A 13,190-nucleotide genomic window follows, 5' to 3' on the forward strand; every position below is an offset into this window, starting at 1 on the left:
GAGGGCCTGCTGCTGCTCGACCTGAGCGCCATCGCCCAACTGGCCCGGGTCGAAGAGGTGCCGATGGAACGCATCACCGATGCCGTGCGCCGCTACAAGGTCGGGGTCACCGAGGACCCCTGGCTGAAGATCGACCGGCAGCGCATCCGCCAGGCCGATGAGATCGTGCGGCGGCGCGTCAAGGGGCAGACCCACGCCGTGACCCACATGCTCGACATCGTCAAGCGCGCCATAACCGGCGTCGGCGCCAGCCGCAAGGGCAACCGCCCGCGGGGCGTGGCGTTTCTCGCCGGGCCCACCGGGGTCGGCAAGACAGAGCTGGCGAAGACCATCACCAGCCTGCTGTTCGGCGACGAAAGCGCGTACATCCGCTTCGACATGTCGGAGTTCAGTGCCGAACATGCCGACCAGCGTCTGATCGGCGCGCCACCGGGCTACGTCGGCTATGACGTCGGCGGTGAGCTGACCAATGCCATCCGTGAAAAGCCCTTCAGCGTGGTGCTGTTCGACGAGATCGAGAAGGCCCACCCGCGCATCCTCGACAAGTTCCTGCAAATCCTCGACGACGGCGTCCTGACCTCCGGCCGTGGCGATCGGGTGTATTTCTCCGAGGCGCTGATCGTGTTCACCTCCAACCTGGGCATCTACCGCCAGGGGGAGAATGGCGAACGGGCCGCCAACGTGCTGCCGGGCGAACCCTACGAAACAGTGCGCGACAAGGTCCACGGCGAGATCGACCGCTACTTCAAGCGGGTGCTCAACCGCCCGGAAATCCTCAACCGCATCGGTGAGAACATCATCGTCTTCGACTTCATCCGCGAGGATGTCGCCGAGCAGATCTTCACCCAGATGGTCGAGAGCACCTTCGCCGACCTGCGCGACCGGCAACTGACCATCGAACTGGCTCCAGCCGCTCGCCAGACCTTGCACGAGCTGTGTCTGCGCGACCTGTCCAATGGTGGCCGCGGCATCCGCAACCAGTTGGAGGCGCGCCTGCTCAACCCCTTGTCCAGGACACTGTTCGACCAGGATGCGCAGCCGGGCCAGGCGTTCCTGATTACCGAACTGGACGCCGCCGGCCTGAACCTGGAACGTCGCTGAACATGGAGCTGAGCCTGTCGCGGGTGCATTTTCCGGTTACCACCCTGGGGCCGGGGCAGCGCCTGGGTATCTGGTTCCAGGGCTGCAGCATCCGCTGCCCGGGCTGCATCTCCGCCGATACCTGGGGGCCTGGCCGCTGGCGGATCGAACTGCCCCGGCTGCTGGCGGACCTGCAGCCCTGGCTGGCCGAAGCCGAGGGCATCACCCTCTCCGGCGGCGAACCGTTCGATCAATTCGACGCACTGCTGGCCCTGCTCGGTGAACTGCGCCGCGTGAGTGACGTCGACATCCTGGTCTACAGCGGCTATTCGCTGGAGCAGCTCGAACCCAAGCTACGGCAGGCCCACGGCCTGATCGACGGACTGATCAGCGACCCCTACCGGCAGGACCAGCCACAATCGATGGCCTTGCGTGGCAGCGATAACCAGCGGCTGAGCCTGTTCACCGAACGGGGACATGCCCGCCTGGGTGCCTATGAACGACGTCTGACACCCCACGACAAGGCCCTGGACCTGATGTTCGACAACGATGGCAGCGTCTGGATGGCCGGTATTCCCCAGCGTGACGACCTGCTTCGGCTACGCGACTTGCTCCACGATCAAGGCCACCAACTGAAGTTGAGCGCCCAGGCCTCGCGGCCTCGCCAAGGGAAGTGATATCGATGATTCGTTTTTGCCCTAACTGCCAGTCCGAGCGCTCGCTCTCGGAGATTTTCTGCGAAGGCTCCGTCGGTGAGCACGCCTGCGGCTGGGACCTCTCCGGCGAGGCCATTCACCCCGTTGGCTGGCGACCACAGGCGGTTGTCACCGTGGACGAGCTGGCGCAGGCCGGTGGTGAAGTCGCACCGGCGCCTCTCACCGTCTTCTGCGAGAACGGTCATCCCATGGAGGCCGGTGACCTGATGTGCCTGGAATGTGGCAGCGGCCCGGCCAATCAGGACACCACCGCTTCCTCCAGCGACATCGAGGTGCCACCATCAGGGCCCGACAGTGCGACAATCGTCGATAGCTGGCACCTGCTGCGCCAGATCAGTCATACCGACGGTGTACGTGAGCGCTACATCGCCCGGCATCAGGAAAGCGAACAGCAGGCTGTACTGACCCTGTACCGGCCCGGTGCCGAACCGGACCCGGCCATCTACGACGTGATCCGCCGGCTGCCCCGCGAACACGTGCCGCAAATCCTCGCTACCGGCCGCTGGGATGAGCGGGCCTACGAAGTGATCGAAGAGCTGACCGGCGGCACCCTGGCCGACCTCGGCAACGTCGTCAGCGACGCGGCGGCGGTTCGTCATATCGTCAGCGAGCTGGGCCAGGCCCTGCATGCCTTCAACGAGGCCGGCCTGCGCCATCGCGACCTGCGTCCCGCCAGCCTGCTGGTGCGCAGCCGCGAGCCGCTGGACCTGGTGATCAGCGGCTTTGGCTCGGCGCGGCTGTCCGAGTTCGACCTGGATATCGTTTCCCCGCTGGAAACCAGTCGCTACATGGCCCCCGAAGCGATCGCCGGCGGCGTGGCCCCGGCCTCGGACTGGTGGAGCCTGGGCATGATCCTGCTCGAACAGTTGACCCGGGGCGCCTGCTTCGAAGGCATCAACCCCAAAGCCTTCCTCATTCATGTGCTCGCCAACGGCGTACCGATCCCCGACGATCTCGACCCGCAATTGAACCTGTTGCTGCGCGGCCTGCTGGCCCGTGACCGGCACCAGCGCTGGCAGTGGCCGCAGGTGCGGGATTGGCTCAATGGCGTTCCGGTGGAGGCGCCGGCCTCGTCATACAGCGAACGGGATGATGACGAAGGCGCGGCCATCACCCTGGGCAGCCAGCGCTTTCGCAAGCCGTCGGTGTTCGCCCTCGCCGCCGCACAGGCGGACAACTGGGCCCAGGCCCTCGACCATCTGCTGCGCGGGGTGCTCGTCACCTGGGCCGAACACATCGGCCTGGCGCCACGCCTGCTGGCCGGCCTGCGCCAGGTGACCCAGCACGAAGGTATCGAGGACGACTTCCGTCTGATGCTGGCCCTCAAACTGCTCAATGCCGAGATTCCGCTGATCCTTCGCGGCGACATCGTCACCCCGGGCTGGCTGCTCGAACACCCGCTCGAAGGCTACCGGCTGATCAGCGGCTCGCTGCCCGACCTGCTCGAACAGTTGCAGACCGAAAGCTGGCTGTCGCGGCTGAGCGTGCGTGCGCGGAATGTTCGCCAGCGGGCGCTGCACCAGCACATCGAAGTCGACGAGGAGCACCTGCGCATCTACCTGCTGTCGACCTCGCGCGCCCGGTTGGCCGCGCAATGGCAGGAGCGCCAGCGCCTGCTGCCGGACACCGAACACCCCGGCCTGCAGGCGCTGTCGGAACGCCGGGTGATCGCCGAGGAAGACCTGATTGTCCTGCTCAGTGCGAACATCGGCCAGTTCCGCTCGGCCACCGCGATCGTCGAGGAAGCTGCGGGCCTGGCCAGGGGCGCCGACGTTCGACTGTTTGATCCGGAGAACGCCAGCGCGCTGCTGGAACACCCCCGGCAGGAACTCTACCGCGCCGTCGACGAGCGCATCAGCGGCTTCGCCTGCAGTGGCGTGCCAGTGGTGGACGAGTGGGCGGAACAGTTCCGCCTGGAACGGCGCATGCCCCTGGCCAGGGCGCTGGTGCTGCTGGCGATTCCCGCCGAGCAGTGGCTGGAGCCGCAGAAACAGCAGTACGTCTCGCAGATCCTCGATTTCTTCGAGAAGAAGGTCGTCACCGCCGTGATGCGTGGCCCGCTGGTACGCATGAGCATCGGCAAGACCACCGCGCGGGTCGATCTCCAGGAACTGGACAGCGAACGCCGCCCCGCCGCCGCCCTGCTCGACCATCTGTTGCTACGCAACGCGCGCTCGGTGAGCCTTGACCCGGAAAGCTTCCTGGCCAACTCGCAACTGGAGTCACGGCTGCATGCATTGCAACGGCAAAGCTCGTTGTACAAGCGCGATACCGGTATCGACGGTTTGTACCTGGGGTTCCCGTTCCTGCTCAGCCGCGATGCCCGGGGCAACACCCGCCCGCGCATCGTGCCGTTGCTGCTATGGCCGGTGAAGCTGATTGTCGAGGTCGGCAGCCGCGCCCAGGTGGCATTGGCCTTTGACAGCGCGCGCGAGGAGGTCCGGCTCAACCCGGCGCTCGACAGCCTGCTCGGCCCCGAGGCCTGCAAGCAGTGGCGCAAGACCGCAGATGAGTTGCTGGGCCGCTCGGCGATCCGTACCGCCGATGTCATGGATGCCTTCGGCATGCTCGCCACGGCCCGGTCGCGTACGCTGGCCACGCTGCCGCCGACCAGCATCGACGTGGCACCGTACAAGGACGAACTGGCCTGTGCCGCCGTGCTGTTCCATGTCACCTTCATGGGCCAGGCCATCGGCGAGGATCTGCGCCAGCTCAAGTCGCTCTCGCCGGGCGGCACCGGCCTGGAAACCGCCTTGCGCCTCAAGGAGTCAGTCGAAGCCGAGGCAGGTGAAGCACCGCCCGAACTGCAACGGTTCTTCACCGTGGCCAGCGATCCCTCCCAGGAGGCGGCGGTACTGCGCGCCCGGCAAAGCCCGGGGTTGCTGATCGAAGGGCCACCCGGCACCGGCAAGAGCCAGACCATCGTCAACATGGTGGCCGACGCCATCGGCCGTCGGCGCAGCCTGCTGATCGTGTGCCAGAAGCACGCGGCCCTGGAGGTGGTGCACAAGCGCCTGGTCGCCGAGGGCCTGGGCCAGCGCATCGTCATGCTCAATGATGTCAACCGTGACCGCGAGCCGGTGATCCGCAGCATCCGTGAGCAACTGGAAGCCCTGTTCATCGACGGGGCCTGGGCGTCCGACTGGCAACGCCAGCGTGAGCGCATGGCCGCGCGCATCGAAACCCTGGAAGGCGAACTGGATCGTTTCCACCAGAGCCTGCACCGTCTCGACGAACTGACCGGTACCAGCTACCGCGGCCTGCTGGGCGAGCTGATCGAACTGGAACAAGGCAGCCCGCCCCTTGAATTCCCGGCGCTGCGCCAGCGCCTGGCGGTGCTGGATATCGCCAGCCTGACGCGCCTCGAGGAAAACTGTGCGCCGCTGATCCGTCTCTGGCTGCCGGCCCGGTTCGAAGGCAGTGCCCTGGCACAGTTGCAGCCTTTCGCTGCCGACCCGGCCACCTTGCAGGCTTTCAGCGAATGCCTGCAGGCGTTTGTCGCCGCGGAAGCGGCTCGCCAGGGCGTGCTGCAGGAACACCTGTCCAGTTTCGAAGTCGACGACCCGACGCCCTACCGGAACTGGATGGCCGGGCATGTCGAGGCCTTGCTGGGCCTGAAGGAAGAACAGCGCCTGCGGCTGGCCCGCTGGTTGCCGCTGTTCCGTCGCAGCGAAACGACCCAGGCCCTGCGCGGCGAAACCCTGCTCGTCGAGCTGGGTGATATCGAACAACGGCTGCGCCAGCTGGATCCCGCGCATTACCTGCCCGCCCACTCCCCGGCACTCACGGCTCTGACCGACAAGGAGCTGGAACGCTTGCGGGCGCAGACCGCCCAGGTGCTGAACGCCCACTCCTGGCTGGCCCGGATCAACCCGTTGCACCTGCTGCGGCGCAACCGTGTGCGGGCCTTCCTGCGCAGCCACGACGCACAGGCCGACGATACCCGCCTGCCGGCCCTGCTGGCCGCCGCCGAACTGGAAACCCGCACCCGCCCGCTGCATGCGGCCCTGAACGCCGTGCGCCAGGCATTGGGCCTGGAAGCGATTGCCCAGGACGTCCGGCTGGAGCTGGCGGGCCTGACCAGCCTGGATATCCGCCACCTGCGCGAGATCCAGGCGCTGGCCCAGGGTCTGGCGCTGGCACCGCGTGGCGAACAGGTCGATGCCGCGATTCTCACCGGCCAGAAGCAGAGCTTCGAGGCGCTGCTCAAGGACCTGGATGCCGCCCTCGTTCGCCAGGGTGCCAGGCGGCACAGCCTGGATCGGCTCAAGGCACTGGCCGACTGGGTCGACGAGAACCTGCGCCAGACGCTCGAACGGGCCATTGCCAGTAACGCAAGCAACCTGCTGGCCCTGACCCGGCTGCAGGACGACCTGCCCGCACTGGCGGCCTACCAGCGCTTTCGCGGACGGGTCGGACAACTCGGCCAGGCCGACCTCGAACTGCTCGCCCTGCTGCGCCAGATCCAGGACAAGCTCGATCAACTCCCCGACGACCAGCTCGAAAGCGCCGTACGCCGACTGCTCAACCGTGAAGCCCGACTGGGTTGGAAACATCGGATCGAACAGGCCAACCCGGAGCTGCTGTTCGGCCAGGACGAAGCCCGGGCGAAGATCGCCGGCCTGGCCGAGGCCGACATTCAGATGCGCCTGCTCAACCGCGAACTGCTCGGCAAGGGCGTCGACCCATCCCGCCTGGGCAGCCGCAAACAGTGGGAGGACGTCACCCGGCTGACCGGCAAGCGTTCGCGACGCCTGCGCGAATTCATCGAAATGGGCTCGGAACTGGGCCTGATGAGCCTGCGCCCGGTGTGGCTGATGAACCCCGACGTGGCCAGCCGCGTCCTGCCGCTCAAGGCTGGTCTGTTCGATATCGTGATCTATGACGAGGCCTCGCAGATGCCGGTGGAGTTCGCCTTGCCGACCCTTTTCCGGGGCCAGGTGACGGTCGTCAGCGGTGACGAGAAGCAGATGCCGCCAACGGCCTTCTTCTCAAGCCGGGTCGAGAGCGACGAGGCCGAACTGTTCGACGGCGACATGCCCGACGAGGACGCCGACGAAGAACAGCGCGAAGCCTTCGAGGACACCTGGAACCGTCGCGAGATCAAGGACTGCCCGGACCTGTTGCAACTGGCCCGCGGCGTGCTGCCCAGCACCACGCTGGAGATCCACTACCGCTCGGCCTACCGCGAGCTGATCGGCTTCTCCAACGCCTCGTTCTACGGCAATCGCCTGAGCGTGCCGGTACGTCATCCCCAAGCCAACATCCTGCGGATCAAGCCGCTGGAACTGATCCAGGTCGACGGCCTCTACCAGAACCAGAGCAATGCCCTGGAAGCCGAACGGGTGGTCGAGCATCTCGCCCAGCTGTGGCGCCAACCCTACGAGCAGCGCCCCTCCATCGGCGTGGTCACCTTCAACCGCAAGCAGGCCGACCTGATCGAGGAACATCTGGAGCGACGCGCCGAGGAAGACGAAGTGTTCCGCCAGGCCTATGCCCAGGAGCGCGAACGCCTGGAGGACGGCGAAGACATGTCGGTGTTCGTCAAGAACGTGGAGAACGTCCAGGGTGACGAGCGCGACATCATCGTTTTCTCCACCACCTTCGGTCGCAACGGCCAGGGCGCCTTCCGCCGCAGCTTTGGCGTCCTCGGGCAGAAAGGCGGCGAGCGGCGGCTGAACGTGGCCGTCACCCGTGCCCGCAGGAAGGTGGTGCTGATCACCTCGATGCCGATCGCCGACATCTCCGACATGCTCAACACCCATCGCGCGCCCAACAGCCCACGTGACTACCTGCAGGGCTACCTGGAATACGCCCGGAGCCTGTCGTCCGGCGAGTTCGCCAGCGGCAGCAGCCTGCTCAATCGCCTGCAGACCGACCGCAGCGAAGCCCGGCGCCGGCAGCAGCAACAGCGCGACGGCTTCATCGACACCGTCGGCCAATACATTCAGTCGCTGGGCTGGCAGGCCAGCAGCGCCAACGAGGGCGATGCCTTCGGCCTGGATTTCGCCATCGAGAACCCGGCCACCGGCCTCTATGCCATCGGCATCGAGTGCGACTCACCCTGCCATTCCCTGCTGAACCATGCCCGGGCCCGGGAAATCTGGCGACCATCGGTGCTGCACCGGGCCATCCCCAGCCTGCACCGGGTGTCGTCCCATGGCTGGTACCACGATGGCGACAATGAACGTGCACGGCTGCGCGCAGCCATCGAAAACGCCCTGCAACCGGCCCTCGCCCCCCAGCCGCCGACCCCGACAACCGCAACGGAGACCAGCGCATGAGTGGACCGAAAGTCGTCCGCATCGTCACCCGGGAAGAGATCCTGGCGATCTGTGAGGCCCACCTGCAGCGCTTGGCCAGGGCGCTTGAGCGCTGGCAGGAACAGGCCGGCAGGATCGGCGAACTGAGCGAAGCCGACAGGGCCGCGACCCAGGCCCGACATGAACGCCTGCGGGCGTTGCTGCAACAGGACCAACTGCGCGAACTGCAAAAGGCCGTGCCCATCGAAATCGACTTCCTGGAACGTGACCTGGAAGAGCGCGAGGAACGGGCGATTATCCGTGCGACGGAAAAACGCCAGCAACAGCGACGCGTCCATGAAAACGCGGCGACCCTGCTCAAGGCCCTGCGGGGCCGGCCCGGTCTGGTCACCGGCGACCTGTTGCAGCAAGTCAGCGAACTGGCCCAGGGTATCCGTCGTGAAGACGCTGACAGCCTGCTGGCCAAAGGGTTTGCCCTGCTGGCCACGGCGCCCGGACAGGAAGTCCTCGATGCAGAACAGCAGGCCCTCGCCCAGCGCCTCAAGAGCGACGCGCCCGCCCCCTCGCTGGCCGACTGGATCAACAGCCAGCCGCTCGACAGCTCACGGGATATACGCCTGCTGCGCATCGACCGACACATCGCCGAACTGCAACTGCTGCAAGGTGCACCAGCGGCCGAAGCCTTTGTCCTGCGACTGGAGAAGGCCGAAGCCGAGTCTCGTCCACAGACCCGCAACCTGCTGCTCGACAGCCTGGTCCTCGACCTGGCCCACGCCACGCGTCGCTACCAGGACCAACGCGCCCACTTCAATAAGTTGCAGGACCTCGCCGCCGAAGTGGCCGCCTTCCAGGACGCGGCCCACCAGTCGCTGCTGGAGCAGGTGGCCGGCTGCCAAGCAAGCCAGGGCCTGCAACAGGTGACCGAACTGATCGAACACTGCAAGGCCGTGATCGCGGCCCACCTGCAGGCACAGGCAGCCATCGCTCGGCGCCAGGCGGTCCTGCAAGGGCTGGCCAGCCTCGGCTACGAGACCCGCGAAGGCATGGAAACCGCCTGGGCCCGAAACGGTCGGGTGGTGCTGCGCAAGACCGCAACGCCTGGGTTCGGGGTCGAAGTGGGCGGCAAGGCCGACACCGGCCGTCTGCAAGTGCGCGCCGTGGCCATGACTCACGAGCGCGACAAGACCCGGGACCGTGACATCGAGACCATCTGGTGTGGTGAGTTCCAACGCCTGCAGGCGCTGCTCAAAAGCCAGGGCGGCGACCTGATCATCGAACAGGCCCTGGAGGTCGGCCAGGTCGAGCTCAAGGTGGTGGCAGTTGCCGAGCAGGAAGCCATCGAAGCAGCCAGGGCTACACTCGGCGTCCGGACATGAGCACTACGGCGACGGGGATTGCGGGACGCTCCCAGGCGTGACGACACGCTCAGGTGGTTCATCCGCCGGTTGCTCCTTCACCTCGATCGGCTCGATACCCCAGTCACCGTGCCGATACCAGTCCTCACCGAGCATCTCCGCAGGGTGCATGGTGCGGTCGGCCCCATTGCCGCAGGCCAGGGCCTGAGCTGCGCAGTAACGGTCGCACCCCCAGCAGATGCGCTCGGGATGCTTGGGGTTGAGCGCAAAGGGCTTGGCCATGTCATTCCTCGCCGGGCGAGTGGAAGTGAAGTTCAATCTATCGCGCCAGGAGCCTTCAAACCTTGATTTCAGTCAAGGACGCAACGGGCTTCATCCGCCAGAAGCTTGCTGCAGCCGACCGCGGCGTCCGCCACCCTGACAGCCGATTACGGCGCAACCTTGCCGCGAGGATCGTCGATGTGCTGCTTGGCAACGTCGTAGCGAATGCCCTCACGGTCGAGGATCCGCACCTCCCTGACCACCGTGGCGAGCGCGTGCAGGAAGGTTTCCGAGTGTTCGTGCCGCTCGTAGGCGGCCTCATCGGCCCAGCCCTCGGTCAGGTGGAAGGTGTTCGGATTGGTCAGGTCTTGGGCAAAGGCGTAGTAGATGCAGCCGGGCAGCTTCTGGGCCGCCAGCATTTCCGGAATCACCGCCTCGATGAAGGTCTGCCGGTCATCGGGGTGAACCCGGTAGTAGGCACTGACCAGGATCTGCGTCGGCAGGGTCTTGTCGTGGTCGGATGCAGCGTCTTTCTGAAAGGTTTGCATGGTCATTCTCCAGGTCTCGAAAAGGTGATCAGGCCGCGTCGTTGGGTGCGAAGGCAGTGGCGGCGGCAACGGTGTCCATCGACTCGCGCAGCAACTGGATCTTGCCGTCACGGGCCACCAGGCGGCCGGCGTAGGATTGGCGGTAGATACGCCCGGTGGCCGGCACCAGCGCTTCGACGTCGTACTCGGCGAAGGCCTGCTCGGGGGTGTCGATGAGAAAGCGCACGCGGCGGAACCTGAAGTCCGGGACCTTGCCCAGCAGCGAGGCGATGAACGTCTCGATCTGCTCTGGTCCCTCGACACGGTCGGTGATACCCAGCGATTTCAGGTAGGGAATTTCCAGGGCGCCGTCCCGGGCGAACAGTTCGGCGGCGGCGCGGGGGTTCTGGATGGAGTCCAGGTACATCTGGAGCAGTTGCACGGCGGTTTTCATCGCAAAAGTCCTCGAGTGGGCGATTCGTTTGCCGCCAGTGACGGGCGGCGACGAGATCAACCTTAACCAAGGCCCTGAGCAATCAAAATATCAAAGATGGAAAACAACCCTTTCAGTTTTGAAACATAAATCTCCACGACTCCCCTGCTCTACCGCGGCCAGCGCCAGGACGGTTCACTCAAATGCTCGGCGAAGAAATCCGAGAGCGCACGGATCTTCACCGGACGCGCACGGGCTGATGGAGTGACGAAATACAGACCACCACGGGTCATGCTCCACTCCGGCAGCAGGCGCACCAGCCGACCGTCCGCCAAATACTCGCTGGCAATGAACTCCGGCAATTCGGCGATCGCCAGGCCCTCCAGCAACACCGGAATCATCGCGTCGGAGTTGGTCACCCGCAGCGGGCCGCTGGGGACGACATCCTCCTCGGCACCGTTTTCATGGGTGAACCGCCAGATCTGGGTCCGCGCGCGGTAGGCGTAACTGAGGCACTTGCGATTGGCCAACTCGCGTGGATGCTGTGGCACGCCGTGCCGCTCCAGATAGGCCGGTGACGCCACCAGGAACTGGGTGACCGCACAGAGCCGCCGGGCGACCAGGGACGAATCCGGCAACGCGGCGATCCGCAAGGCGGCGTCGAAGCCGTCGGCAATCAGGTCCACCGAGGCATCGGACAGATGCAGATCCACCGACAGCTCCGGATAGCGGCGGATCAGTTCGGGCATCAGCGGTGCCACCCAGCGCAGGCCGAACGACATCGGGATGGCCAGGCGCACCTGCCCACGGGGCTGTACCGACAACTCCTGGGCCTCGCTCTCGACTTCCTCGGCCTGGCGATAGATGTCCCCGGCCTTGGCCGCCATGCTCAAGCCGAACTCGGTCAGCGACAACTGCCGCGAGGTGCGGTTGAACAATCGGCCACCCAGGCGCTCTTCCAGCCGGGCCACGGCCCGCGACACCGTCGGTACCGATACCCCCATGACCCGGGCGGCAGCGGCGAACGATCCTTCCTCAGCGACCTTGGCGAACATCGCCAGGCCTTCGAAATCGGGTAACTTGCTCATTTCATTTCTGCAACGATAGATTTCAGACAATTCTATTTTGAAAAACCAGGCGCGTCGATAAGCTTCTCCCATCGCAGCAAACAACCACTTGGAGAACCATCATGATCGGCAAACTTGAAGGCAAAATCGCAGTTGTCACCGGCGGCACCAGCGGCATCGGCCTGGCCACCGCCAAACGCTTCGCCCAGGAAGGCGCCCACGTCTACATCACCGGCCGCCGCCAGGCCGAACTGGACGCCGCCGTGGCCCTGGTCGGCAACGCCACCGGCGTGCGGGTCGACTCGACCCGCCTCGACCAGCTCGACGCGCTCTACCAGCGCATCCAGGCCGAGCGCGGCCAGATCGACGTACTGCTCGCCAACGCCGGCGGCGGTTCGATGCTGCCCCTGGGGCAGATCACCGAGGAACACTACGACGACACCTTCGACCGTAACGTCAAGGGCGTGCTGTTCACCGTGCAGAAGGCCCTGCCGCTGCTGGCGCGGAACGCCTCGGTGATCCTCACCGGCTCCACCGCCGCCAGCTCCGGCACCGCGGCCTTCAGCGTGTACGCCGCCTCCAAGGCTGCCGTGCGAGCCTTCGCCCGCAACTGGATCCTGGACCTCAAGGACCGCAATGTCCGCGTCAACACCATCAGTCCCGGTGCCACACGGACACCTGGCCTGGTCGACCTGGCAGGACCGGATGCCGCCCAGCAGCAAGGCCTGCTGGACTACCTCGCCTCGCAGATTCCGCAAGGGCGCGTGGGTGAACCGGAAGAGATCGCCAGTGCGGCGCTGTTTCTGGCTTCGAGCGACGCCAGCTTCGTCAACGGTATCGAACTGTTCGTCGACGGCGGACAGGCACAGATCTGACTTGAATCGAGGCCGCGGCCCGGCGGCCTCGTCACCCCAACGCCACAGGTACACACCCATGAATACCGCAAAAGTCGCCCTGCTGGGCCTCTCCCTTGCCGCGACCTCGATGACGCAGGCCGCCACGCCCGCCACAACGGCTGCCGCCCCTGAAGCGCTGCAGGTATCGGCCATCGACCACGTTGGCATGAACGTGCCCGACATAGACTCGGCGGTGAAACTCTTCACCGACCTGGTCGGCGCCAAGGTCATCTCGGACATTCGTCCGGGCACCATTCCGGCTGAATGGAAGAAACAGTTCCGCTGGAATCAGTCCAGCGAACTGGAGCGCTTCGTCATGCTGCAACTGGAAGGCGGTGCCAAGGTGGAGCTGTTCCAGTACAAGGGGCCGAAGATCAACCGCGTGCAACCCCATGAGGACGACATAGGCGCCACCCACTTCGCCCTGCGGACCAATGACATGGCACGCAGCCTGGCCGCGATCAAGGCCAGGGGCCTGAAGGTGCTGAACGAACCGATTACCAACCCCGATGGCGTGCAGTGGTTCTACTTCCTGACGCCGTGGGGCTCGCAGATCGAATGGGTGTCGCTGGCAACCAAGTGATCGACCTGT

Annotated in this window: 10 protein-coding genes; 6 read left to right on the plus strand and 4 right to left on the minus strand. The window is 65.7% G+C overall.

What is annotated here, in order from left to right; all coding sequences use genetic code 11:
• From K675_RS0123640 to K675_RS0123655, 4 genes are all read left to right on the plus strand, one after another.
• Positions 1-1,101 (plus strand): AAA family ATPase (locus tag K675_RS0123640; RefSeq protein WP_017905947.1); only part of this gene is annotated, 1,101 nt, incomplete at its 5' end.
• A 2-nt stretch (positions 1,102-1,103) separates the two neighbouring features.
• Positions 1,104-1,757, plus strand: a complete 654-nt coding sequence (locus K675_RS0123645) for a 4Fe-4S single cluster domain-containing protein (RefSeq protein WP_017905948.1) — start codon at positions 1,104-1,106, stop codon at positions 1,755-1,757.
• A 5-nt stretch (positions 1,758-1,762) separates the two neighbouring features.
• Positions 1,763-8,080 carry an AAA domain-containing protein gene (locus K675_RS0123650; protein ID WP_017905949.1) on the plus strand — a complete coding sequence of 2,106 codons (6,318 nt, stop codon included), beginning with the start codon at positions 1,763-1,765 and terminating at the stop codon, positions 8,078-8,080.
• A complete protein-coding gene (locus K675_RS0123655; protein WP_017905950.1) occupies positions 8,077-9,435 on the plus strand; it encodes a hypothetical protein in 1,359 nt (452 codons plus the stop codon). The genes K675_RS0123650 and K675_RS0123655 overlap by 4 nt, the downstream gene beginning before the upstream one ends.
• 3 nt (positions 9,436-9,438) lie before the next feature.
• Here K675_RS0123655 and K675_RS0123660 read toward each other — a convergent pair whose 3' ends face one another.
• The 4 genes from K675_RS0123660 to K675_RS0123675 form a co-directional block, all read right to left on the minus strand.
• Positions 9,439-9,696: a DUF3079 domain-containing protein gene (locus tag K675_RS0123660; RefSeq protein ID WP_017905951.1), complete on the minus strand. Its 258-nt coding sequence runs from the start codon at positions 9,694-9,696 to the stop codon at positions 9,439-9,441.
• Positions 9,697-9,842: 146 nt separating this feature from the next.
• Positions 9,843-10,223: a putative quinol monooxygenase gene (locus K675_RS0123665; protein WP_017905952.1), complete on the minus strand. Its 381-nt coding sequence runs from the start codon at positions 10,221-10,223 to the stop codon at positions 9,843-9,845.
• A gap of 28 nt (positions 10,224-10,251) precedes the next feature.
• Positions 10,252-10,656, minus strand: a complete 405-nt coding sequence (locus K675_RS0123670) for a nuclear transport factor 2 family protein (RefSeq protein WP_017905953.1) — start codon at positions 10,654-10,656, stop codon at positions 10,252-10,254.
• 149 nt (positions 10,657-10,805) lie between these two features.
• Positions 10,806-11,723 (minus strand): LysR family transcriptional regulator, encoded by a 918-nt coding sequence (locus K675_RS0123675; RefSeq protein WP_017905954.1) that lies wholly within the window; start codon positions 11,721-11,723, stop codon positions 10,806-10,808.
• Between the two features lie 101 nt (positions 11,724-11,824).
• Here K675_RS0123675 and K675_RS0123680 point away from each other — a divergent pair, with 101 nt between their 5' ends.
• The gene (locus tag K675_RS0123680; protein WP_017905955.1) at positions 11,825-12,577 is read left to right on the plus strand and encodes an SDR family NAD(P)-dependent oxidoreductase; all 753 of its coding nucleotides are present in this window, start codon (positions 11,825-11,827) and stop codon (positions 12,575-12,577) included.
• A 58-nt stretch (positions 12,578-12,635) separates the two neighbouring features.
• Positions 12,636-13,181: a VOC family protein gene (locus K675_RS0123685; protein ID WP_017905956.1), complete on the plus strand. Its 546-nt coding sequence runs from the start codon at positions 12,636-12,638 to the stop codon at positions 13,179-13,181.
• Positions 13,182-13,190 lie beyond the last annotated feature (9 nt).

This window comes from Pseudomonas fuscovaginae SE-1 (genome assembly GCF_000364705.1).
Classification (GTDB): domain Bacteria; phylum Pseudomonadota; class Gammaproteobacteria; order Pseudomonadales; family Pseudomonadaceae; genus Aquipseudomonas; species Aquipseudomonas fuscovaginae_A.